Origin of the sequence: Psychrobacter sp. KFRI-CH2-11 (assembly GCF_038239325.1) — a bacterium.
GTDB lineage: Bacteria > Pseudomonadota > Gammaproteobacteria > Pseudomonadales > Moraxellaceae > Psychrobacter > Psychrobacter celer.
Map to the genome: position 1 here is coordinate 374,486 of NZ_CP151283.1, position 24,083 is coordinate 398,568.

16 protein-coding genes and 1 tRNA gene are annotated in these 24,083 nt (G+C 46.4%); 16 read left to right on the forward strand and 1 reads right to left on the reverse strand.

The features are described from left to right. The first annotated feature begins 101 nt into the window (after positions 1–101). The 11 genes from tuf to AADH33_RS01650 all read left to right on the forward strand — a co-directional run bounded on the left by tuf (position 102) and on the right by AADH33_RS01650 (position 15,423). Entirely contained in the window at positions 102–1,292 is a 1,191-nt protein-coding gene (gene tuf / locus AADH33_RS01600; protein WP_348549346.1) for an elongation factor Tu, read from the forward strand. Positions 1,293–1,709: 417 nt separating this feature from the next. Continuing rightward, positions 1,710–1,785 (forward strand) — tRNA-Trp (locus AADH33_RS01605). Positions 1,786–1,836: 51 nt separating this feature from the next. Beyond that, positions 1,837–2,325 carry a preprotein translocase subunit SecE gene (gene secE / locus AADH33_RS01610; RefSeq protein WP_348549347.1) on the forward strand — a complete coding sequence of 163 codons (489 nt, stop codon included), beginning with the start codon at positions 1,837–1,839 and terminating at the stop codon, positions 2,323–2,325. Between the two features lie 69 nt (positions 2,326–2,394). Beyond that, the gene (gene nusG, locus AADH33_RS01615) at positions 2,395–2,925 is read left to right on the forward strand and encodes a transcription termination/antitermination protein NusG (RefSeq protein WP_075100322.1); all 531 of its coding nucleotides are present in this window, start codon (positions 2,395–2,397) and stop codon (positions 2,923–2,925) included. 88 nt (positions 2,926–3,013) lie between these two features. Continuing rightward, complete coding sequence (gene rplK, locus AADH33_RS01620; protein ID WP_075100323.1) at positions 3,014–3,445, forward strand: 50S ribosomal protein L11; 432 nt, start codon at positions 3,014–3,016, stop codon at positions 3,443–3,445. Further along, positions 3,446–4,147: a 50S ribosomal protein L1 gene (gene rplA, locus AADH33_RS01625; protein ID WP_075100324.1), complete on the forward strand. Its 702-nt coding sequence runs from the start codon at positions 3,446–3,448 to the stop codon at positions 4,145–4,147. 428 nt (positions 4,148–4,575) lie between these two features. Continuing rightward, on the forward strand, positions 4,576–5,103 hold the full coding sequence (gene rplJ / locus AADH33_RS01630) for a 50S ribosomal protein L10 (protein ID WP_075100325.1): 528 nt from the start codon (positions 4,576–4,578) through the stop codon (positions 5,101–5,103). Positions 5,104–5,229: 126 nt separating this feature from the next. Next, positions 5,230–5,601, forward strand: coding sequence for a 50S ribosomal protein L7/L12 (rplL, locus tag AADH33_RS01635; RefSeq protein WP_075100326.1), 372 nt, complete (start codon positions 5,230–5,232; stop codon positions 5,599–5,601). A gap of 628 nt (positions 5,602–6,229) precedes the next feature. Beyond that, positions 6,230–10,348 carry a DNA-directed RNA polymerase subunit beta gene (gene rpoB, locus AADH33_RS01640; RefSeq protein WP_348549348.1) on the forward strand — a complete coding sequence of 1,373 codons (4,119 nt, stop codon included), beginning with the start codon at positions 6,230–6,232 and terminating at the stop codon, positions 10,346–10,348. 166 nt (positions 10,349–10,514) lie between these two features. Further along, positions 10,515–14,732: a DNA-directed RNA polymerase subunit beta' gene (rpoC, locus tag AADH33_RS01645; RefSeq protein ID WP_075100328.1), complete on the forward strand. Its 4,218-nt coding sequence runs from the start codon at positions 10,515–10,517 to the stop codon at positions 14,730–14,732. Positions 14,733–14,889: 157 nt separating this feature from the next. Continuing rightward, positions 14,890–15,423, forward strand: coding sequence for a DUF6586 family protein (locus tag AADH33_RS01650; RefSeq protein WP_075100329.1), 534 nt, complete (start codon positions 14,890–14,892; stop codon positions 15,421–15,423). 435 nt (positions 15,424–15,858) lie between these two features. On the opposite strand, the gene AADH33_RS01655 is transcribed toward AADH33_RS01650, so the two are convergent. Then, entirely contained in the window at positions 15,859–18,477 is a 2,619-nt protein-coding gene (locus tag AADH33_RS01655) for a penicillin-binding protein 1A (RefSeq protein ID WP_348549349.1), read from the reverse strand. Positions 18,478–18,671: 194 nt separating this feature from the next. On the opposite strand from AADH33_RS01655, the gene AADH33_RS01660 reads away from it, so the two are divergent. The 5 genes from AADH33_RS01660 to pilQ are packed head-to-tail and all read left to right on the forward strand — an operon-like array spanning position 18,672 to position 24,023. Beyond that, positions 18,672–19,727 carry a pilus assembly protein PilM gene (locus tag AADH33_RS01660; protein ID WP_348549350.1) on the forward strand — a complete coding sequence of 352 codons (1,056 nt, stop codon included), beginning with the start codon at positions 18,672–18,674 and terminating at the stop codon, positions 19,725–19,727. Then, positions 19,727–20,377 carry a PilN domain-containing protein gene (locus AADH33_RS01665; RefSeq protein WP_348549351.1) on the forward strand — a complete coding sequence of 217 codons (651 nt, stop codon included), beginning with the start codon at positions 19,727–19,729 and terminating at the stop codon, positions 20,375–20,377. The genes AADH33_RS01660 and AADH33_RS01665 overlap by 1 nt, the downstream gene beginning before the upstream one ends. Beyond that, entirely contained in the window at positions 20,374–21,081 is a 708-nt protein-coding gene (gene pilO / locus AADH33_RS01670; protein WP_075100333.1) for a type 4a pilus biogenesis protein PilO, read from the forward strand. Before AADH33_RS01665 ends, pilO begins: the two co-directional genes overlap by 4 nt. Continuing rightward, positions 21,078–21,611 (forward strand): pilus assembly protein PilP, encoded by a 534-nt coding sequence (locus AADH33_RS01675; RefSeq protein ID WP_075100334.1) that lies wholly within the window; start codon positions 21,078–21,080, stop codon positions 21,609–21,611. The genes pilO and AADH33_RS01675 overlap by 4 nt, the downstream gene beginning before the upstream one ends. Positions 21,612–21,638: 27 nt before the next feature. Beyond that, on the forward strand, positions 21,639–24,023 hold the full coding sequence (gene pilQ / locus AADH33_RS01680) for a type IV pilus secretin PilQ (protein ID WP_348549352.1): 2,385 nt from the start codon (positions 21,639–21,641) through the stop codon (positions 24,021–24,023). The last annotated feature ends 60 nt before the right edge of the window (positions 24,024–24,083 follow it).

Consider the following 24,083-nt stretch of genomic DNA (forward strand, 5'->3'; position numbering starts at 1 on the left):
ACAATTATTTTAATGTGGTCTCTACTGCTTTAGCTTTTATCTATATGAAATTTAATATTTATATCAGTTAAGCGCCGACCCCAAAAAAAGAGGAATTACCCATGGCAAAGGCCAAGTTTGAACGCAACAAGCCACACGTCAACGTCGGCACCATCGGACACGTTGACCACGGTAAAACAACCCTAACTGCCGCTATCGCAACCGTAGCAGCAAAAACCTCAGGCGGCGAAGCCAAAGACTACGCAGCCATCGATAGCGCACCTGAAGAAAAAGCACGTGGCATCACCATCAACACCTCACACGTAGAATATGACACCGAAACCCGTCACTACGCCCACGTTGACTGCCCAGGTCACGCCGACTACGTTAAAAACATGATCACCGGTGCAGCACAAATGGACGGCGCCATCCTAGTTGTATCAGCAACTGACGGCCCAATGCCACAGACTCGTGAGCACATCCTACTATCACGTCAGGTAGGCGTACCATACATCATCGTCTTCATGAACAAATGTGACCTAGTGGACGACGAAGAATTACTAGAGCTCGTCGAAATGGAAGTACGTGAACTCCTAAACGACTACGACTTCCCAGGCGACGACACCCCAATCATGAAAGGTAGTGCCACCCAAGCCCTAAAAGGCGACGAAGGCAAGTACGGCGAGCCAGCAGTTGTAGAACTACTAAACACCCTAGACACCTACATCCCAGAGCCAGAGCGTGACATCGACAAAGCATTCCTAATGCCAATCGAAGACGTATTCTCAATCTCAGGTCGTGGTACCGTTGTAACTGGCCGTGTTGAATCAGGTATCGTAAAAGTTGGTGACGAAATCGAAATCGTCGGTATCAAAGACACCCAAAAAACCACCTGTACTGGTGTTGAGATGTTCCGTAAGTTGCTAGACGAAGGTCGTGCAGGCGAAAACTGTGGCGTACTACTCCGTGGTACCAAGCGTGAAGACGTACAACGTGGCCAAGTACTAGCCAAGCCAGGTTCAATCACCCCGCACACCAACTTCGACGCCGAAGTATACGTACTATCAAAAGAAGAAGGTGGTCGTCATACTCCGTTCCTAAACGGCTATCGTCCACAGTTCTACTTCCGTACCACTGACGTAACTGGCGCAATCCAATTACAAGACGGTACAGAAATGGTCATGCCTGGTGACAACGTTGAGATGAGCGTAGAGCTTATCCACCCAATCGCTATGGACAAAGGCCTACGTTTCGCTATCCGTGAAGGTGGCCGTACTGTAGGTGCTGGTGTGGTAGCTAACGTTAAAAACTAAGCGATACTGATCTCAGCGTAAGCTGACACCGAGTATTGAGTAGTGAAAAGCCATCCTTTACAGGGTGGCTTTTTTTTGGGCGCTTATAGGGTTTATGGGGGTTTATTAAAAAGGGGTAGGGAAGGTGGTACTTCATAAAAGTATGTTTTTTAAAGCTATAACTATCAATAACTGAAGTAAGTAAAAATACCGTTCTTTTTTGTTTTTAGTCTATTGTGTTTTTTATGAGAGCTTGCTATATTAACGCTGCTTCTAATAAGTCAGTTGGGACATCGATTTTTACTTATTTATTTACTTAAGTAAGACTGATGTAGCCACAAAATGACTAAGAGCAAAGCTCGGTAAAAAATGATAATTTTACCGCTAAGGGCTTGCATTCTATGCTAAATATTGTATAATGCTGTCCTTTACACCCATAGGCGATTGGCTCAATTGGTAGAGCATCGGTCTCCAAAACCGAGGGTTGTAGGTTCGAGTCCTACATCGCCTGCCATCTTCTTATCACATCTTTGTTGTACCTCACCATCTCCGAAGCGAGTTCTTTATGAGCAATAATCAAGATAACCTCGAGAATAAGTTATCTGATGCCAAGGCGACGGCGAGCTCGATGCTGACTAAAGGTAAGCACGTCTCAGCAGGCAATAAGACCACTGCGGTCGAGGTTGCTAAGACAGGCTCAATCAAAGATTTGATTTTGTGGCTTGTAGCCGCAATAGTATTAATTGCAGCAACATTGGTCAATCAGTATTTACCCGGTTATTGGCAGCCAGCCAACGATGTCTGGGTGCGTATTGGCATCATTGTTGCTTTAGTTGTGGTTGCTTTGGTGTGTTTGGCCTTAACCCATCAGGGTCGCGCTTTTAAAATTTTACTAAAAGACGCTGCGGTTGAGCTACGCCGAGTGACCTGGCCGAGTAAAGACGAAACCTTTCAATACACATGGCAAGTGCTTGTCGTGATTGCGATTGCTGGGTTCTTTATTTGGTTGTTGGATAACTTTTTTAATTGGTTCGTTGGTATCTTTATTGGCTAGTCACACGTATTAGTGGGCAAGACCAAAATGGACAGATAACGACTTATTTATAATGATCAGGAGCGTGATATGCGTTGGTATATTGTCCAAGCATTTTCAGGATATGAAAAGCAAGTACAGCGTTCATTAACTGATCGTATCAACCGCAGTGAGTTTGCTGATTCGTTCGGTGATGTGTTGGTGCCGACAGAAGAAGTCGTCGAAATGAAAGACGGCAAAAAGCGTAAGAGTGAGCGTAAATTCTTTCCAGGATATGTATTGATCCAGATGGAAATGAATGACAACACGTGGCACATCGTCAAAGACTGTCCACGTATTATGGGGTTTATTGGCGGTACGCCAGAGATGCCAGCACCTATCACGCAGGCAGAAGCGGATCGTATTTTGAACCGTCTGAATCAGACTGAAGCTGACCCACGTCCTAAGACGCTCTTTGAGCCAGGCGAAGAATTATTGGTCATTGATGGTCCATTTACTGACTTTAAAGGGTTGGTAGAAAAAGTGGATTATGAAAAGTCTAAACTACATCTGACCGTAAACGTATTTAATAGGCCTACTCAGGTCGAGCTTGAGTTTAGTAAAGTTGAAAAACTAGACTAAACCTATAAAGTTCATTAACCGGGGAGCTGTTTTTCGACAAGGTTTCTACCATGTTGATTTGGCGCTATCACCCATTTAGGAGAATATCATGGCTAAGAAGATTGATGGTTACATCAAACTGCAAGTGCCTGCAGGTAAAGCAAACCCTTCACCACCGATTGGTCCAGCTTTGGGTCAAAAAGGCGTGAACATCATGGCGTTCTGTAAAGAGTTTAACGCTGCGACTTCATCTCAAGAGCCGGGTCTGCCGATCCCAACTGAGATCACTGTTTATAGCGATAAATCTTTTACTTTTATCATGAAGTCACCACCAGCTGCGTTTTTACTACGTAAAGCTGCTGGTATCACGAAAGGTTCTGGTACGCCAAACACCGCAAAAGTCGGTAAAGTTGACCGTGCACAACTAGAAGAAATCGTGAAAACTAAAGACGCAGATTTGACTGCTGCTGATCTTGACGCTGCTGTTCGTACCATCGCTGGTACCGCTCGTTCAATGGGTATTACCGTGGAGGGTGTGTAAATGAGTAAACTTACTAAGCGTCAAAAGCTAATCGCTGATCGCGTTGAAAACGAAAAGCTATACACTCTTGAAGAAGCGGTGCAAATCCTAAACGATTTACCACCTTTGAAGTTCAAAGAGTCTATCGACATTGCAGTAAACTTGGGCGTTGACCCACGTAAATCTGACCAAGTCGTTCGCGGTGCTACCAACTTGCCTGCGGGTACTGGTAAAACCAAACGCGTTGCCGTATTCGCTCAAGGCGCTGCTGCTGAAGCCGCCAAAGAAGCTGGTGCAGACGTTGTAGGGTTTGAAGACCTAGCAGAAGACATTAAAGCCGGTAACATGGACTTTGACGTTGTTATCGCAGCTCCAGATGCGATGCGTGTGGTGGGTCAACTAGGTACTATCCTAGGTCCACGTGGCCTAATGCCTAACCCAAAAGTGGGTACAGTAACGCCCAACGTTGCGGAAGCTGTGGCCAATGCCAAAGCTGGTCAAGCACAGTATCGTGTTGACAAAGCGGGTATCATTCACACCACTATCGGTCAAGTTGGTTTCACGACTGAACAAGTTACCCAAAACGTTCAAGCATTGATCTCAGATCTAAAGCGTGCTAAGCCTGCGACGTCTAAAGGTACATTCATTAAGAAAATCACCTTGTCTAGCACCATGGGCCCAGGCATCACTATCGATCCTGTTCCTTATCGCGTGGCTAAATAGTTTTTTATATGAAAATTACTCGATATTCAACGATTTTGAATAAAGAGTCCATATTGTTTTAAAGAATTAGGTCAGCGTAGCAAACGCTATGCTGTCTAAGACCGTAGGTAGAGAGCGGTTTTACGTCATTATTAAGTAGTCTTTTGATAGCTAGTGATGACAGTAAGCTGCTTTTGTTAATCGACGACAGATGAAAATCTTAGTTGTCCTACGCAGACGGTGACCCACCCAGTTGTTGATAAGAGCCGATAAACCGGTATTTATACCAAGCTATCACTCGATGTCAGTCTGATAACGGTGCCGTAATCAGTCGTTATGAATAAACTCTATTTTTAGAAGTTATGAATAACGTGTCGTATCAAGTCTATCTTAGCTGATCGTTTTTAACTAAAAGATGAGCGGATTGATAAGATTAAAGGAGTCAACTTATGGCATTAACGCTAGAACAAAAACAACAAGTTGTGGCTGAAGTGTCTGAAGTTGCTGCTAATGCTTACTCAGCAGTAGCTGCCGAATATCACGGTATTGGTGTTGCACAGCTTACTAAGCTGCGCGAACAAGCTCGTGAAAAAGGCGTCGTTTTGAAAGTGGTGAAAAACACCCTAGCAAAACGTGCGTTTGAAGGCACTAATTTTGAGAGCATGTCAGACCGTATGACTGGTCCACTACTTTTGGCTTTCTCTATGGAAGACTTGGGTTCTGCTGCCAGAGTCGTTTTCGACTTTAGCAAAGAAAACAAAGCGTTAGAGACCAAAATAGTATCAGTCGGTGGTGAAGTTTATGGTCCAGAAGAGCTAGAGCGCGTATCGAAGCTACCAACTCGCGACGAAGCAATCTCTATCTTGATGGCAACTATGAACGCACCAGTGACCAAGCTTGTCCAGACTATGAACGCTGTTCCTGGCAAGTTCGTTCGCACTGTAGCGGCAATCAAAGACGCAAAAGAAGCTGCTTAATTACTTGTTTTAACGTAACTTTGACATCGCTGGTTGTACTGTATTGCCAACTCTATTTGCATATTTGGCAAACAACCAAAGCGATATTAAAATCAATTAATTTTTATCAGATAACGGAGAGTTCTCATGGCACTATCTAAAGAAGATGTGTTAAACGCAATCGCTGAAATGTCAGTAATGGACATCGTTGAGCTAATCAGCGATATGGAAGAAAAATTCGGCGTAACTGCTGCTGTTGCTGCTGCTGCACCTGCTGCCGCTGCTGCTGGTCCAGCTGCTGAAGAAAAAGACGAGTTTGACGTTGTTCTTGCTAGCTTCGGCGACAAGAAAGTTGGCGTTATCAAAGCCGTACGTGAAGCAACTGGTCTTGGCCTAAAAGAAGCAAAAGATTTGGTTGAAAGTGCTCCAGCACCAATCAAAGAAGGCGCATCTAAAGCCGAAGCTGAAGAGTTGAAAAAGAAACTTGAAGAAGCTGGTGCAACTGTTGAACTAAAATAAGTTTAACGCTGTACGAAAAAAAAGCTGGTAATGCCTTGCATTGCCAGCTTTTTTTTACTATAATTTGTAGCTTGACCTTTTGTGTCTGCCAACATACGTATGCAACATCACGGTGGATACCCATCAAAAGGACAGACGATATACATGCAAGCACACATGCCAGTTTTTAAAATCAGTGATATGAGCTAAACGTCTTAAGATGTTTGGCGTTTTTTTGTGTCTGCATGCTTTTCCATTAACGCTATAGTTTACACTGATTCTAAAAGTTATAGTTATCCCCAATATTATTAGTTCTAATAAGCTGTTTATCTTAGGTTATTCATTTTGCATGGTTGTACTGTCAGTATGTAGGCTCGTAGACGGTAGATATCAGCGACGATATTGGTTTTGATGAGTGACAGCTGATGGGGTTTTGGCTGGATGGTCTAGGTAAAAGACCTATATGCTGATGACAAAACTTGATAAGGGTGCTAAGCCGGCACTGGTAGTAAAGTAGTCATTAACAAAAGATATAAACTGAACACGAACACCTGTTTTATATTAACGTTTACGTTGCTATGTTTGCATAGTATTTATGCACGCATGCCACGCTTTTAATTTGTTTCCACGTTTACTGTAAGGACTCTCGATGGCATATTCTTATACTGAAAAAAAGCGTATTCGCAAAAGTTTTGCTGAATTGCCCACTGTAATGGACATTCCCTATTTACTGTCTATTCAAGTAGATTCTTATGAGCAATTTTTGCAAGAGCACAAAAAGCCGAAAGCTCGTGAGAATACTGGTCTGCAAGCTGCCTTTTCATCTATTTTTCCGATTGAGAGTCATTCTGGTAATGCAGAGCTACAATTCGTTGAATATTACTTAGGCGAGCCTGAGTTTGATGAGCGTGAGTGTATCTTGCGTGGCTCAACGTTTGCAGCACCGATGCGTGTCAAGATCCGTTTGATTATCAAGGATAAAGACAGCAAAGACAAAGACAGTAAAGCGGCGATCAAAGACATCCGTGAGCAAAGCGTCTATATGGGCGAGATGCCACTGATGACTGATAACGGTACCTTTATTATCAACGGTACTGAGCGTGTCATCGTATCACAGTTGCACCGCTCGCCTGGTGTGTTCTTTGATCATGATAAAGGTAAGTCGCACTCAAGTGGTAAGGTGCTTTATAACGCTCGTATCATCCCTTATCGCGGCTCATGGCTTGACTTTGAATTTGATGCCAAAGACTTAGTTTTTGCTCGTATTGACCGTCGTCGTAAGTTACTTGCGTCTATTATCTTACGTGCGCTTGGTTTGACGACCTCTGAAATCTTAGACTTGTTCTTTGATAAAGTAAAAGTCTATAAGGGTGAAGAGCAGTTTGAGATTGATCTGGTCGCTGATCGTCTGCGCGGCGAGATGGCGCAGTTCGATATCGTCTCACCTGATGGTGATGTCATCGTCGAGCAGGGCAAACGTATCAATGCTCGCCGTATCCGTCAGTTAGAGCAAGCAGGTATGACGAAAATTGCTGTGCCTGATGAATATCTATACGAGCGCATCTTGGCTGAAGATATCGTGGTCAATGGTGAAGTGATTGCTCATGCCAATACGCTCATCGATCATGAATTGTTGGTCAAGCTCAGTGCGTTCGAAGCCAGTGATGCACTCAAAGAGTTTAGCATTTTGTTCACCAACGATATCGATCAAGGCAGTTATATCGCCGATACGCTACGTGCTGATACCACTTCTAGCCGTGAAGAAGCATTGATTGAGATCTACAAAGTCATGCGCCCAGGTGAGCCACCAACGGTTGAGACCGCTGAAAAGCTGTTTGAGAGCATGTTCTTTAACGCCGATCGTTATGACTTGTCAAACGTCGGTCGTATGAAGTTTAACCGTCGCCTAGGTCTTGAGTTTGAGAACACTGACGACGCTGATATCCAGCGTGCGCGTAGTGTGTTGACCAATGATGACATCATCAATGTGTTAAAAGAGCTGATTGAGATTCGTAATGGTCGCGGTGAAGTCGACGATATCGATCACTTAGGTAACCGCCGTATTCGTTCAGTGGGCGAGATGGCAGAGAACCAGTTCCGCGTTGGCCTTGTGCGCGTAGAGCGTGCGGTCAAAGAGCGTTTAAGCTCAGCAGAATCAGACAACTTGTCACCACAAGATTTGATCAACTCAAAACCAGTAGCAGCTGCTGTCAAAGAGTTCTTTGGCTCAAGTCAGTTGTCACAGTTTATGGACCAAAACAACCCATTGTCTGAAGTCACCCATAAGCGCCGTGTATCCGCGCTTGGCCCAGGTGGTCTGACTCGTGAGCGTGCAGGCTTTGAAGTACGTGACGTTCATGACACCCATTATGGCCGTGTCTGTCCGATTGAGACGCCTGAAGGTCCAAACATTGGTCTGATTAACTCACTAGCGACCTTTGCCAAAACCAACAGCTTTGGTTTCTTAGAAACGCCTTATCGCCGTGTGGTTGATGGCAAAGTAACTGACCAGATCGAATACTTATCTGCCATCGAAGAAGTTGGCACGGTCATTGCTCAAGCAGATTCGCCAGTGAATGAAAATGGTGAGCTGAGCGATGAGATGGTCAGCGTGCGTAGCTATGGTGAATTTGTCCGTATGCCACCAGAAAAGGTGACGCATATGGATGTGTCACCAAGTCAGGTAGTATCGGTCGCCGCAGGTTTGATTCCATTCCTAGAGCATGATGATGCCAACCGTGCATTGATGGGTTCAAACATGCAGCGTCAGGCGGTTCCGACGCTACGTGCGGATAAGCCGTTAGTGGGTACGGGTATGGAGCGTCACGTCGCGCGTGACTCTGGCGTATGTGTGATCGCCAAGCGTGGCGGTGTGATCGAAGACGTCGATGCCTCACGTATCGTCGTGCGTGTCAACGAAGAGGAGATGGTCGCAGGCGAAGCGGGTATCGATATCTATAACTTGATCAAATACACGCGCTCAAACCAAAATACTTGTATCAACCAGCGCATCATTGTCAACCAAGGCGACGAAATCGCGTCAGGGGATATCCTAGCTGATGGTCCATCAACCGATTTGGGTGAATTGGCGCTTGGTCAAAACATTCGTATCGCCTTTATGCCGTGGAATGGTTATAACTTTGAAGACTCGATTTTGCTTTCTGAAAAAGTCGTCAAAGAAGATCGCTTTACCACCATTCATATTCAAGAGTTGACTTGTGTGGCGCGTGATACCAAGCTTGGAACAGAGGAAATCACTGCTGATATTCCAAACGTGGGTGAGGCGGCGCTCTCAAACCTTGATGAGGCAGGTATCGTTTATATCGGTGCTGAAGTAGATGCAGGCGACATCTTGGTTGGTAAAGTCACACCAAAAGGTGAGACGCAGCTCACGCCAGAAGAGAAATTGCTACGGGCTATCTTTGGTGAAAAAGCCGCGGATGTAAAAGACACCTCACTGCGGGTGCCAACCTCAAGCAAAGGTACGGTCATCGACGTACAAGTCTTCACCCGTGATGGCGTCGAAAAAGACGCGCGTGCCAAAGCAATCGAGAAGTCGCAGCTTGATAGCTATCGTAAAGATTTAAAAGAAGAGCTACGTATCTTTGAAGAAGCGGCGCGCGGCCGTATTGGTACCTTGCTTGATGGTCAAAAAGTCAGTGGCGGTGCTGGTCTAAAAGCCGGTACAGTCATGGCGTTGGCTGACATGAAAGAGATGAGCCTTGAGACGCTGCTTGATATCCAACCAGTCGAAGAAGAGATCTCTGAGCGTCTCACGCAGATCGCTGATTACTTGGTCGATAAGCAAAAAGACATCGATGTGAAATTTGCAGAGAAAAAACGCAAATTAACGGCTGGTGATGACTTGCAGCATGGCGTCCAAAAAATCGTCAAGGTCTATCTGGCAGTGAAACGTCGTATCCAGCCAGGGGATAAAATGGCCGGTCGTCATGGTAACAAAGGTGTGGTATCACGCATCATGCCAGTCGAAGACATGCCATATGATGAGCATGGCAATACCGTTGACATCGTATTGAACCCGCTAGGTGTACCATCGCGTATGAACATCGGTCAGGTACTTGAGACGCATTTGGGTATGGCGGCTAAGGGCTTGGGTGAAAAGATTGACGGTATGCTAAAAGCGCAAGCGGCAATCAAAGAGTTACGTGAGTTTTTAGATAAGATTTATAACCAAGTTGGCGGTGAGTCAGTCGATCTAGACAGCTTGTCTGATGATGATATCTTGGCATTAGCAGACAATCTACGTGATGGCGTGCCGATGGGTACAGCAGTATTTGATGGTGCTCACGAGTATCAAGTCAAAGACTTGCTAGAGCTTGCTGGTATGGATCGTGATGGTCAGCAAACCTTGTATGATGGCCGTACCGGTCAGAAGTTTGACCGTAAAGTGACCGTGGGTTACATGTATATGCTCAAGCTTAACCACTTGGTCGATGACAAGATGCACGCGCGTTCAACGGGTTCTTACTCACTGGTCACCCAGCAGCCACTAGGCGGTAAAGCACAGTTCGGTGGTCAGAGATTCGGTGAGATGGAAGTATGGGCACTAGAAGCGTACGGCGCAACCTACACGTTGCAAGAGATGCTGACAGTGAAATCAGATGACGTCGAAGGCCGTACCCGTATGTACAAAAACATCGTCGATGGTGAGCAGTACATGGATCCAGGTATGCCTGAGTCATTCAACGTACTGACCAAAGAAATCAAATCACTGGGTATTAATATTGAGTTAAAACAAAGCAACTAAACCCAAAGCAGAAAGATTGCTGTTTAACCTAGTTGTCAACCAAAAGTAGTACGCTTATGGCGACTGCTTTTGGTGATTTGTCTCAACCCGATTCATTGCCTTCATTCATCTAACTTGGCGTCGACAATATGCTGTTAGATGATTATAAAGATAACGGAGAAGCAACTTGAAAGATTTACTCGATATCATGCAAAGCCCTACCGCTAGCGGTAATCAAGAGTTTGATAGTATTCAAATTACCTTAGCCGCCCCTGATGTGGTTAAGTCGTGGTCACATGGTGAAGTTAAAAAACCAGAAACAATCAACTACCGTACGTTTAAGCCTGAGCGTGATGGTCTGTTTTGTGCCAAAATTTTTGGCCCAGTCAAAGACTTTGAATGCTTGTGCGGTAAGTACAAACGCCGTAAGTTTCAAGGCGTTATCTGTGAGAAGTGTGGCGTAGAAGTCACCACTGCCAAAGTTCGCCGTGATCGTATGGGTCACATTGACCTTGCAAGCCCTGTTGCGCACATTTGGTTCTTAAAATCTCTGCCAAGCCGCATCGGTCTACTTCTCGACATGACCCTACGCGATATCGAACGCGTTCTATACTTTGAGAGCTATATCGTCACTGAGCCTGGCCTGACTTCTTTAGAGAAGTACCAACTGCTCGATGATGAAGATTACTACAAAGCCCTAGAAGAGTTCGGTGACGAATTCACTGCCAAAATGGGTGCAGAAGCGGTACAAGACCTGCTCAAAGACATCGATATCGATATCGAGATTGATGAGCTGCGCGAAGCGATCCCGCAAACAGGCTCTGAAACCAAGCTCAAAAAGATGTCTAAGCGCCTAAAACTATTAGAAGCGTTCCGTGACTCGAACAACAAGCCTGAGTGGATGGTAATGAATATCTTACCAGTATTACCACCAGACTTGCGCCCACTGGTACCACTAGAAGGCGGCCGTTTTGCGACATCAGATCTAAACGATCTGTATCGCCGCGTTATCAACCGTAACAACCGTCTAAAGCGTCTGCTCGAGCTAAGTGCACCTGATATCATCGTACGTAACGAAAAACGTATGCTACAAGAATCAGTGGATGCCTTGCTTGATAACGGTCGCCGTGGTCGTGCAATTACTGGTAGTAACAAGCGTCCATTGAAATCTTTGGCAGATATGATCAAAGGTAAGCAAGGCCGTTTCCGTCAAAACTTACTTGGTAAACGTGTTGACTACTCTGGCCGTTCGGTCATCGTTGTTGGTCCGACCCTGCGTTTGCATCAGTGTGGCCTGCCAAAGAAAATGGCACTTGAGTTGTTCAAGCCATTTACTTACAACAAGCTACTATCGCATGGCCTAGCTACAACGATTAAAGCTGCCAAAAAGATGGTAGAGCGTGAAGAGCCGCAAGTATGGGATATGCTGGCCATGGTTATCCGTGAGCATCCAGTCCTACTAAACCGTGCGCCAACGCTTCACCGTTTGGGTTTACAGGCATTTGAGCCGGTGCTTATTGAAGGTAAAGCGATCCAATTGCATCCGCTGGTTTGTACCGCGTTTAACGCTGACTTTGATGGTGACCAAATGGCCGTACACGTGCCATTGACGCTAGAAGCTCAGCTCGAATCGCGCGCATTGATGATGTCAACCAACAACATCCTATCGCCAGCCAACGGTGATCCAATCATCGTACCCTCACAGGACGTTGTACTTGGTCTGTATTACATTAGCCGCTCGTCGATCAATGCCAAAGGCGAAGGCATGATATTTTCGACCGTCAACGAAGCTTTACGTGCCATCGGTTCAAACGACCTGCATGTCAACGCAAAAATCAAAGTGCGTGTGACAGAAACGCACGTCGATGCAGAGGGCAATGAAAGCAAAGAAGTCACTCTAAAAGATACAGTGGCTGGTCGTTTGCTTATCTGGAACATCATGCCACAAGGCATGTCGTTTGATGAGTGCAACCAAGAGATGACCAAAAAGAATATCTCGCGTTTGATCAACTCTTGCTACCGTAAAGTTGGCGTCAAAGAAAGTGTTATGTTTGCTGACCAATTGATGTATCTTGGTTTTGCTCAAGCGACATTATCAGGCGTATCAATCGGTATCGATGATATGGTGATTCCGCCGCTGAAAAAACAAATCATCGAAACCGCCGAAGCGGAAGTTCGCGAAATCGAAGATCAGTTTGAGCAAGGTTTTGTGACTGCAGGTGAGCGTTATAACAAAGTCGTCGATATCTGGTCGCGTACCAACGATAAAGTCGCTAAAGCGATGATGGATAACTTAGCGACCGATAAAGTCATCAATGCCCAAGGCGAAGAAGACGAGCAAAAGTCATTTAACTCTATCTTTATCATGTCAGACTCTGGTGCTCGTGGTAGTGCCGCGCAGATTCGTCAGCTTGCTGGTATGCGTGGTTTGATGGCAAAACCAGATGGCTCAATCATTGAGACACCGATTAAAGCTAACTTCCGCGAAGGTTTGACCGTACTACAGTACTTTATCTCGACGCACGGTGCGCGTAAAGGTCTTGCTGATACTGCCCTAAAAACGGCTAACTCAGGTTACCTAACACGTCGCTTGGTCGATGTGGCGCAAGATTTGGTTGTGACCAGCGAAGACTGTGGCACCGAAGAAGGCTTGCTCATGAAGCCGCACATCCAAGGTGGTGAGATCATCGAAAAACTCGGTGAGCTTGTCCTTGGCCGTGTGACCGCGCGTGATGTGACGTATAATGACGATCCGTCAAAAGTCTTGATTCCAGCGGGTACGTTGATCGATGAGCATTGGGTAAATGTACTAGACAACAACGCCATTGATGACATCTGGGTACGTTCAGTGATTACTTGTGAAGTTGAGCATGGCGTGTGTTCACAGTGTTATGGTCGTGATCTGGCTCGTGGTCATAAGGTCAATATTGGTGAGTCAGTTGGTGTCATGGCAGCGCAGTCAATTGGTGAGCCTGGTACTCAGTTGACCATGCGTACCTTCCACGTGGGCGGGGCGGCAAGCTCAGCATCTGTGGACAACAGCATCTCAGCACGTAATGCAGGTCAAGTGCATTTTGAAAACATGAAAACGGTTGAACACACTGATGGCCACTTGGTTATCGTCTCGCGTTCAGCAGAGCTTGCGCTGACCGATGAGCTTGGTCGTGAGCGTGAGCGCTATAAAGTGCCTTATGGCTCAAGCGTTCTGGTGAAAAACGAAGAGCAAGTCGAAGGTGGCCAGACCATCGCTAAATGGGATCCACACACGCACCCAATTATCACAGAGTTTGCCGGTACAGCACGCTTTAGCGATATCATTGATGGTTCGACAGCGACGGTCAAAGTCGATGATGCAACGGGTATGAGCTCGTTTGAAATTTTAGCGACTCGTGACCGTTCAAGCTCGGCTAAAGATTTGCGTCCTGCTATCATCTTGAATACGGATGAAGGCAAAGAAGTGGTTTATTTCTTGCCAGCGGAAACCATCATCCGCGTCAGCGACGGTGAAAAAGTAGCCGCAGGTTCGGTATTAGGCCGTGTACCACAAGCGTCATCAGGTACCAAGGATATTACCGGTGGTCTACCACGTGTGGCTGATTTGTTTGAAGCACGTCGTCCAAAAGATCATGCCATCATGGCAGAGATGACCGGTGTGGTCAGCTTTGGTAAAGAAACCAAAGGGAAAAACCGCTTTATCATCACCAATGAAGATGGTGAGGTACATGAAGAGCTAATCCCGAAATGGCGTCAGATCAACGTTTTCGAAAACGAGACAGTTGCTCGCGGTGAGATTATCGCTGATGGTCCGCAAAACCCGCACGATATTCTACGTCTAAAAGGTCAAACCGCCCTTGCTGATTATATCGTTAACGAAGTACAGGACGTCTATCGTCTGCAAGGTGTAAAAATCAACGATAAGCACATCGAAGTTATTATTCGTCAGATGCTGCGCAAAGTTGAAGTGACTGATGGCGGTGATTCAAACCACTTTAAAGGCGATCAGGTCGAGTACGCGGATATCAAAGCGTTAAATAGCAAACTTGAAGCCGAAGGTAAGTTCCCAGTACAGTACGAGCGTCAATTGCTTGGTATCACCAAAGCAAGTCTGGCAACAGAAAGCTTTATCTCAGCGGCGTCGTTCCAGGAGACTACTCGTGTCTTAACTGCTGCTGCGGTAACAGGTAAAGTTGATGAGCTACGTGGTCTAAAAGAAAACGTGGTCGTTGGTCGCTTGATTCCTGCTGGTACGGGGCTTGCTTATCACAAAGCCCGTAAAGAAAAAGCAGAGCAAAAACTACAAGAGTCAGATCTAAACGCAGCTTTTGATATGACGGCCAGCACCGATAGTAAAGACTTTGCAAGCTTTGATGAAGCCTTTGCGCAAGAGCTAAATCAAGATAATTAATTGTCTTTGATGTCTTATCACTCTCAAAAAAGCCAGCCTATGTTGCTGGCTTTTTTGTGCACGTACAAAAGTCAGAAAGACGTGGTACTGTTATCCAAAAAAATAGTACACTGGAAAACAAGCTCCCACTTATATCTTATAGAAGGATAAATTGCCAATGGCTGGTAAAACCCGTGTTGCCAAATATCAAGCAGACCGCACCAATCAAAAGCTGTATTTTTGTCGTCTTGCCTGCCAAGCGGCGGACAGTAGTAGTGATAAGCAGCTATATCAGGCGCATTGTGAAACCGCTATTTTTCATTTATATGGTGCGTTGTTGGCTTTTACTCAGGAGCTTGGACATTTTTATGGTTTAAACATGACAGCGCCGACATTGTGCGACATCGAGCAAGCGCTAAGTGCGCGCACGCAAGTATCGCCTGAAGTCCAGCGTTTACAACAGTTGCAGCAGCAGGGCTTTGTGGCCAACATAGAGCGCGCGTATCAGCGTAGTTTGTATGCGGTACCACCAGATACAGTGATTGATGAGACGCTAAGTGCGAGTAGAGATACGGCAAAAGCGACTGATCTTATTGTCAACGTTGTGACGTTATCGAATCAGTGGCTGCCAGATGAAGCCACCATCCGCGAGTGGCGTCAGCAGCTTTTAGAGCTGATAGAGCAGCTGCGTGCGGGTATGGTTGAGTTTTAACTACCCTGATCCATACTGTTGTTTAACGGCTTTTTGGTCCTACCTTACATGACAGCATCAAGAAAAAAGCGTGTTTGATCATGGTCAAACACGCTTTTATATAAAGTATAGTCAGTTCAAAATAAAGTCGATAGGCCCAAATTAACGTGCAACTGATATACATTTTTCTTACTTACTGTGTCTACGCTGACAGATGCTGAGCAAAACTCATACCAGCTGCACTGTATCGGTTTTAAAGTGAATTAACCATACTAGGGCGTGTCCTCAATTCAATCGATAGCCATCTAAATGGGCTGAAAATGGCTAAATCTGGCCAAACGGTGTCAAATAGCTGACTAGTATCTCGATATTACCTGTGCTATTTTCCTTGTTTGACGGCGATTTATCTCATTTTTATCGCCATTTTTAAAATGAGGACACACCCTAGAGCTTGGGTTATTCAGGCATGGCCGGCATACGCTCCACCGGGGTTACCGATAGCGGATTTTGCGGTACGCTATCATGACGCGTCGTTGGTGCTGGACGCTCGTCTTCGACCGGCTCAGGTGCTGGCGGCTTGCGCTGCTGGGTGCTGGTTTTGACAGGTTTTTCTGATGCAGTGTCGGTAGGCGTATTATCGTCTTCATCGCTGGTAACGATACCGTCATCCGTCATTTCTATGATTCTTTGTTTTTGTTTTTTGGATTTTGAGCGATTATTGATAGAGACCCATTGATGAGGGGTGTCTTTGAGCTGGGCTTTCATAAAGTCAATCCATACTGGTAGCGCTGCCACCCCGCCGTATTCGCGCCGACCCATGGTCGATGGCTGGTCAAAGCCCATCCAGACGACGGTTGCGTTACTGGGATGAAACCCTGCAAACCAAGCGTCTTTTGCTTCGTTGGTGGTACCAGTTTTACCACCGATATCATCACGTCCCAGTGCTTTTGCTCTTCTTGCCGTGCCATGCTGTACGACGTCACGTAATATGTCTGCCATCTCAAAGGCCACTCTAGGCTTTAAGATACGCGGTGCTTGTTTGGCCATCACGTACTGTACTGCAGGCGCTTTTAGGCGATCTGATTGCGGACTGGCATCATAGATACGGCTTTGATCGCTCTGTGTACCTGCTTCGGTATCACGGTCTTTTGAGTCTGCTGCTGCATCTACAGTTGCCGCTTGTTCGAGCGCGCTATCATAGTCTTCTAGCAGCTTTTTGTTGACGCGTTCTAGTTGCTCATTAAAACATGAGGCGCAGGCTTGCTGCGGGTTGGCCTGAAAAAGCAGTTTGTTATTGTAGTTATAAATTTGCTCAATAAAATAAGGCTGTACACGGTGACCGCCATTGGCGAAGGTTGCATAAGCGGTGGCCATCTGTAGCGGTGTCGCTTGCCCTGTACCCAATGCCAACGATAGGGTAGTTGGCAGCTTTTCTTTATCGAGACCGAACTCGTCTAATAATGTACGAGTATCAGAGATACCGATAGCCTGTAACAGACGAATAGAGACAAGGTTGCGCGATAGATACAAACCGCGACGTAAGGTGATGTCTCCTAAAAAACGCCCGTCAGAGTTTTTGGGTTTCCAGTCTCCAACTTGGATAGGGCGGTCTGAGACGATACTATCAGGGCGGTAGCCTTTTTCTAGGGCTGCGGTATAGACTAGAGGTTTGATGGTAGAGCCAGGTTGCCGCCAGCCTTGCAGCGCTCGGTTAAACTTACTGTGATTAAAATCAAAACCACCGACCAAAGCATTGAGCGCGCCTGTTTCTGGGTTTAATGAAACCAGACTGCCTTGTATGTCAGGAATTTGAGCCAGCTGCCAGCGGTTGCTCGCTGTCGGAATCAGGCGCACAATATCGTTTTTACTGACGACTTGACTGGCATTACTTGGATAATAACCGATACGATCGGCAGAGATGTATTTGCGCGCCCAGCTCATCCCAGACCAGTTAACCGTTACCGTCTCACCCGAGGGGATAGTGGCCTCAAAACTACGAGCATTTACTTTTGTCACTTTGGCAGGTGATAGGTTACTATACCGACGGAAGTTCTCTAATGGCTCATCATTCGCTTCAGCGCCGCGCCAGCCATGGCGATGCTCATAAGCGATGAGACCTTTGAGTACGGCGGCCTCTGCATCGGTTTGTGCTTTGCTATCGACGGTCAGACGCACGCGCCAGCCGCCATGCATGACCTGCTCACCGTAGCGATTTACTAAGGTAGAGCGTGCCATCTCTGCCAAATAAGGCATATTAACATCGAGTTTTTCCTGATAGAGCTTGATGCCGATGGGGGAGTTGACTGCTTCATCATGCTGCGCTTGACTGATATAACCCAGCTCATGCATACGACCAATGATCCAGTTGCGGCGGGTCAGGGCGCGCTCAGGATTGGCAACAGGATTGTACTTAGAAGGGGCTTTTGGCAGACCTGCCAGCATTGCCATCTCTGCAATGGTGAGGTTGTCTAGTGACTTACTATAGTATTTTTTGGCGGCCGCACGGATGCCGTAAGCGCCTTCACCCAAATAAATCTTATTGACATAAAGGGTCAAAATGTCGTTTTTACTGAGCTCGTCTTCTATTTTACGGGCCAAAAACAGCTCAGTTAGTTTACGATTTAAGGTACGCTCTGGGCTCAAAAAGTAGTTTTTGGCCACCTGCATGGTGATGGTTGAGCCACCTGTTTGACTATCATCATCGGTCACCACTTCGGTGACCGCGCGACCTAAACCTTTAATGCTGATACCACTGTGCTGGAAAAAAGACGCGTCTTCTGCGGCCAAAAAAGCATGAGTCAAATCTTCAGGGATTTCCTCAAAAGTGATCGGTAATGATAAACGATTGCCGTATTGACCAATGAGTTTGTCATCACTACTATATATCTGCAATGGCATTTCTAGCGTCGCGGTCTTTATCTCTTGCGTACTTGGCAGGGTAGGCGATAAATACATGGCCATGCCATAAAAGCCAATAGGAACTGCCATTGCCAAGATGACCGCCAAGGCTAAACAAGCAATAAATAGCCCTACCAAAAAGTGAATAATGTGAGCAGTAGCATTTTTTTTGGCCATAATAAGACTTATTAATTAATGATTTGCAACAGGTAGTGCATTATACCTTGAACGAAATAGGGAGGTCATAATAAATGTGTAAGTTAGCCTTAATATATAATTTAAATGCTTGAATCTATCTATTAAGTAAAGTATTGTATTCAATTATTACAAATAACTATCAGATTGTACACTTAATATAAGGTATAGAGTTTGTGAGGCTATTTACTTCCAAAAGTCGACATTTGATTGGAGTGGATATCTGTGCCACCTCAGTAAAGTTGGTTGACATACAGCACCAACAAGGCATGTTCCACTTAAAATCTTATGGCATTGAAAGACTACCGGAAGGCGTAGTCGTCGATAAACTCATCGTGGATACTGAAGCCGTTGGCGATACGATTGCCAGTTTGGCCAGACGCTGTCAAGTGGCTAATGCCCATGCAGCGACAGCTGTATCAGGGTCAGCGGTGATTACCAAGATTATCGATATGGACATGGCACTCAGCGATGTCGAGCGCGAAGCGCAGATACGTCTCGATGCCGATCAATACGTGCCTTACCCTCTTGAAGACGTCAACCTAGACTTTGAAGTCTTAGGCCCTTCTTTGGTCAGTGACGATATGGTGCAGGTGCTACTGGCGGCCTCACGCTCGGAGAATGTCGACCAACGCGTCGATGCCTTAACCTTCGGCGGCATGCAAACCAAGGTCATGGATATTGAGTCGCACGCTATTGAGCGTGCTTTTGGTTTGATGGTAGATAATTTACCAGGGCTACCAGAATTAGTCGCTTTGGTAGATATTGGTCACAATCAAACCACCTTATATGTCGCCAAAAATGGCGAATTTATCTATAGCCGCGAACAGCTATTTGGCGGTGCTCAGCTTACAGAGGCAATACAAAATCGCTATGGCTTATCGTCTGAGGAAGCGGCGCTGAGTAAGCGTGAGCGCACCTTGCCTGACGATTACTATCCTGAGATATTGACGCCGTTTATCGAAAACACCATTCAGCAAATCACTCGCTCTTTGCAGTTCTATTTTTCTTCGAGCCAATACAGCAATATCGATCACGTGGTCCTCGCGGGGGGCAGTAGCTCGATTCCCGGTCTGGCTGGCATGGCGCAACAAAAACTGGGCGTGACTGTCAGTATCGCCAATCCATTTACCAATATGACCATCGCGCCACATATCGATAATGAGCAACTGGCGATCGATGCCCCAAGCCTCATGGCAGCATGTGGTCTTGCGTTAAGGAGCTTTGACTAATGGCTCGTATTAACCTCTTACCCTGGCGCGCCGAAGAGCGCGAACGCCGCAACAAAGAGTTTATCACGCTTGTGGTAGCTGTGACACTACTAACGTTGTTGGCCGCATTTGCTACGTGGAGCTATTTTAATAATGAGCTTGAAGAGCAGCTCGATGCCAATGCCTTGATTGAACAAGAAAACGCGCGTTTAGACACCGTGTTGAGCGAAATCGATAGCTTAGAGCAGCGCCGTGAAGATATTATCTCACGTATGCAAGTGATTCAAGACTTGCAAGGTCGTCGCCCGGTTCCTGTACGTCTATGGGACGATTTGGCTAAAGCAATGCCGTCGGCGCTTTATCTCAATAATCTCAAGCGCGAAGGAGATGTCATCACCTTGACCGGCCTGGCAGATAACCCAAATGTGGTGTCCAATCTGATTCGTAATCTCGATAGTAGTAAATGGATGGGTAACTCTGCTGTCAGCAATATTCAACAAAACATCAGTGCTTATCAGGCAACGCCTGCACTCAATAACACCATCAATACAGGTGAGCAGACGCGCCCTGTTTATCCAGAAGACAGCTATGTACAGTTTGTGGTAACCACAAAGGTGCAGTCAGAGACGGCCACACCTGAAGAGGGTACTGGGCTTGGAGGTGCGTTATGAAACTGAGCCGCAAAAAAAGCCTAATCAAAATCAAAAAAGCAGACCTAAAGCCAAAAAAGCAGTTTGACTTACAAGAGTTTCGTCGCAGTTTTGAGTCGTTAGACTCTGAAAACTATGGTAGCTGGCCATTGCCCGTCAAGGTAACGGTGATAGGGCTTATCATTGTTTTTATCGCCGCCTTGTCATGGGCGCTGCCGATCAGTGGCAAAATCGATGAAATCAATGCCGCCGAAAGCCAGCAGCAAACCTTGCTCGATAGTTATCGTGAAAAAGAATCACGCGCCCGTCACTTAGAAGCGTATAAAGCGCAAGTGGTGCAGATGGAAGCTGAGTTTAACTCGTTACTTGATCAACTACCAAAAGACACACGGGTGTCAGAGCTGGTAGAGGGTATCAACATGACTGGTGTGGGCAGCAATATTCGTTTTCAGGATATCTCGGTTGAGCCTGAAATTGAAAACGAGTTTTTTATTGAGCAGCCGATACGTATTGCCGCATTGGGTGAGTATCATCAGTTTGGCAGCTTTATCAGTGGACTGGCTGCTCTACCTCGTATCATCACGATGCATGATTTTGAGGTGAGTAACCCGCAGCCGAGCTTGGATGTATTGCCAGAGCTAAATCTGGTACTACAAACCAAAACCTATCGTTCAAAAGAAGCAAATCCTGAAGGTGATGCCGCTGCTGCAGGAGACAGTCAATGATGATAAATAAACTGCCCACGTTACTGGCGTTAAGTATGGTGGTGTTGTCGATGACGGGCTGTAGCGATCGCATAGGGATGGCACAGCAGTCGATGAATGACATACGCAACCAGCCAGCGCAGCCGATTGAGCCCCCACCTAAGGCGGAGCTGGTAGAGGATTTTGTATACAGCGCAAGCACGCAGCGCAGTCCGTTTTTGCCCCCAAGTTTGGTCAATGTACAAGGGCCGACGACGCCTATCGATGGTGTACGCCCTGATATTACCAGAGTCAAAGGGCCGCTTGAGCAGTACGAGCTATCACAGCTGGTCTTTCGCGGTGTCGTTATTTCGCCTGAAGGTCAGCGATATGCGTTGGTACAACGTCCTGATGGCTCAGTTGCGAGTGTGAAAGTAGGTGATTATCTTGGATTGAATGACGGCCGTATTGTTGAAATCACGCCGACCCAGATTAACTTGATTGAAATTGTGCCAGACAGCCGCGCAGGGTTTATCGAAAAACCCCAGTCGCTGGTCTCTCCTATAAGCTAAGTCGGCAGATTTTTTGAGGAATAAATAATGACAGTACGCAACAACAAGGTAATGACGATGAGTAACCGCGTATCTTCTGCTTTTGCCGTTTCAGCATTGGCAGTCAGCATGGTAGCAGTGAGTAACCATGCCCAAGCTGCCCAGCGTATCAATAACGTCTCTGTGGTACAAACTGCGCCAGCAGTGACGCAAATGCGCTTGAGCTTTGCCAGTGCGCCAGCATTGCCTGCAGCCTATCAGCTAGATGATCCAAGCCGTTTGGTACTAGATTTTGAACAAGTGCAAAATGGGCTGGCTAGTCGATTTAACGAATACAACATCGGCATGGTCAATGATGTCACGACACTAAGCAGCGACAGCACCACGCGTCTCATTGTGGGTCTCAAGCAAGCAGGCAACTATACCACAGCGGTCGATGGTAATGATTTGCTGCTGACCATCACTGACCCTAGTCGCCCCGTGGTTAGCCAACCTGTTAATCAGCCCGTCGTTAATCAAATAATCACCAATGATCCTGTGCAAGATGTGCTGAATAACAGTAGTGGCATGACAACCACAGCAATAGTCACCCCCATTGTAGAAACCAGTAGCGTTCCTGTTGCGGCGGTCAATAGCACCAACACTACGGTGGTCAAAAATCAAGTACCCGCAGATACGATGGTGGTTCGGGTCAATCCGCTATTGGATCCACAGCTTGCCGCCTCACAAGTGAGTAAGCAGTATAGCTATGAAGGCCTAACCGCCGTCAATTTTGCTGCAGGTAACGATGGTGGTGGTAATATCAGTATCGCTTTGGCCAATGAAGCCATTCCAGTAGATGTACAACGTCAAGGCAATAAGCTGGTCGTCCGTTTGACAGGCAGTACGGTGCCTAGAAACTTGCTGCGCCGTCTAAATATCAATAGCGGTCTGGTCAGTAGTATTGATACCAAAAACCAAGGTCAAAATGGTGTCGTCACCATCAATATGAACGACGATTATGAGTATCAAGCGTACCAGTCAGGCAATCAGCTAAATATCAGCATCAGTAAGCCTGAGCTACTGCGTGAGCCGACGCTCGAAGAAAGAGTCTATAGCGGTGAGCCACTGTCTATGGAATTCCAAGATGTCGAGATCCGCAGCGTTTTAGATATTTTGGCGCAGTTTACCGAGATGAATATCGTGGCAAGTGATTCGGTTGCAGGTAACATCACGTTGCGCCTGATCAACGTACCTTGGGATCAAGCGCTTGATATTATTTTAAAGAGTAAAAATCTGGGCAAACGTGAAAACGGCAATGTGATTTTGGTCGCGCCGGCGACAGAGCTTGCAGAGCAAGAAGCACGTGAGCTTGAAGCGCAGCAAGCGGTTGAGTCTTTTGCACCATTACGTACAGAGTACATCCGCTTAAGCTATGCTAAAGCGCAAGATGTTCTGACATTGATCTCTCAAGGCAGCGGCTCTTCTGGTGGTAGCTCAAACCGTGCCGACGACAATAACTCTTTGTTGTCAAATCGCGGTACCGTCACTGTGGATGAGCGTACCAATACCTTGATTGTCAAAGATGTGGCAGACAGTATTGAAAACATTCATAAACTGATCAGCAAAATCGATATTCCGGTGCGTCAGGTGATGATCGAGGCGCGTATTGTCAGTGCGACCGACAGCTTTAGTAAAGAGATCGGTGTTCGTTGGGGTATCTTGTCAAATGGTGCGGCCAATAACCGTAACTTGTTGGTGGGCGGCAGTAACCAGACATTGTGGGATTTAAAAGACTTTGATGTAGAAACCACCACCGTCAACGGTCAGACGGTCTCGTATCCTTCTTATGACATCACGCGCCCTGATAACCTAAACGTCGATTTGGGTGTGGCCAACCCAGCGGGTAGTATTGCCTTTGGTTTGCTCAGTATGTCAGATGTGATGCTCGACCTTGAGCTATCAGCGCTGCAAGCGGACAATCGCGGTGAAGTCATCTCGACGCCGAAGATTTTGACCGCGGATAAACAAACCGCAAAGGTGTCATCTGGGACTCAGATTCCGTATCAAGAAGCCTCAGCCAGTGGCGCGACCACCACCAGCTTTAAAGAAGCGGCGCTGAGCTTGGAGGCCACGCCAAACATCACCCCTGATGGCAAAATTGGCCTACAACTCCTCATCACCAATGGCACACCGACCATCATCAACAATCAGGTCGCCATCGCTGAAGACTCAATCTCAACCAACGTTATCATCGAAGATGGTCAGACCGTGGTCTTAGGTGGCGTGTTCAAAAACCGTACCAGTAACGGCGTGGATAAAGTGCCTTTCTTAGGGGATTTGCCGTATATTGGCCGCGCCTTCCGCAAAGATGTGCGTAGTAATGCCAAAGAAGAGCTATTAATCTTTGTCACACCAAAACTCATCAATGATGGTACCAGCCGCTTGAATTAATCATAGGTTGACCTACTTTAAAAAAGCGAGCCTGAGTGCTTGCTTTTTTTATGAGTAAGC

Coding starts and splice junctions, on each gene's coding strand:
- tuf (WP_348549346.1), top strand. CDS start 102: ATGGCAAAGGCCAAGTTTGAACGCAACAAGCCACACGTCAACGTCGGC.
- secE (WP_348549347.1), top strand. CDS start 1,837: ATGAGCAATAATCAAGATAACCTCGAGAATAAGTTATCTGATGCCAAG.
- nusG (WP_075100322.1), top strand. CDS start 2,395: ATGCGTTGGTATATTGTCCAAGCATTTTCAGGATATGAAAAGCAAGTA.
- rplK (WP_075100323.1), top strand. CDS start 3,014: ATGGCTAAGAAGATTGATGGTTACATCAAACTGCAAGTGCCTGCAGGT.
- rplA (WP_075100324.1), top strand. CDS start 3,446: ATGAGTAAACTTACTAAGCGTCAAAAGCTAATCGCTGATCGCGTTGAA.
- rplJ (WP_075100325.1), top strand. CDS start 4,576: ATGGCATTAACGCTAGAACAAAAACAACAAGTTGTGGCTGAAGTGTCT.
- rplL (WP_075100326.1), top strand. CDS start 5,230: ATGGCACTATCTAAAGAAGATGTGTTAAACGCAATCGCTGAAATGTCA.
- rpoB (WP_348549348.1), top strand. CDS start 6,230: ATGGCATATTCTTATACTGAAAAAAAGCGTATTCGCAAAAGTTTTGCT.
- AADH33_RS01650 (WP_075100329.1), top strand. CDS start 14,890: ATGGCTGGTAAAACCCGTGTTGCCAAATATCAAGCAGACCGCACCAAT.
- AADH33_RS01655 (WP_348549349.1), bottom strand. CDS start 18,477: ATGGCCAAAAAAAATGCTACTGCTCACATTATTCACTTTTTGGTAGGG.
- AADH33_RS01665 (WP_348549351.1), top strand. CDS start 19,727: ATGGCTCGTATTAACCTCTTACCCTGGCGCGCCGAAGAGCGCGAACGC.
- pilO (WP_075100333.1), top strand. CDS start 20,374: ATGAAACTGAGCCGCAAAAAAAGCCTAATCAAAATCAAAAAAGCAGAC.
- AADH33_RS01675 (WP_075100334.1), top strand. CDS start 21,078: ATGATGATAAATAAACTGCCCACGTTACTGGCGTTAAGTATGGTGGTG.
- pilQ (WP_348549352.1), top strand. CDS start 21,639: ATGACAGTACGCAACAACAAGGTAATGACGATGAGTAACCGCGTATCT.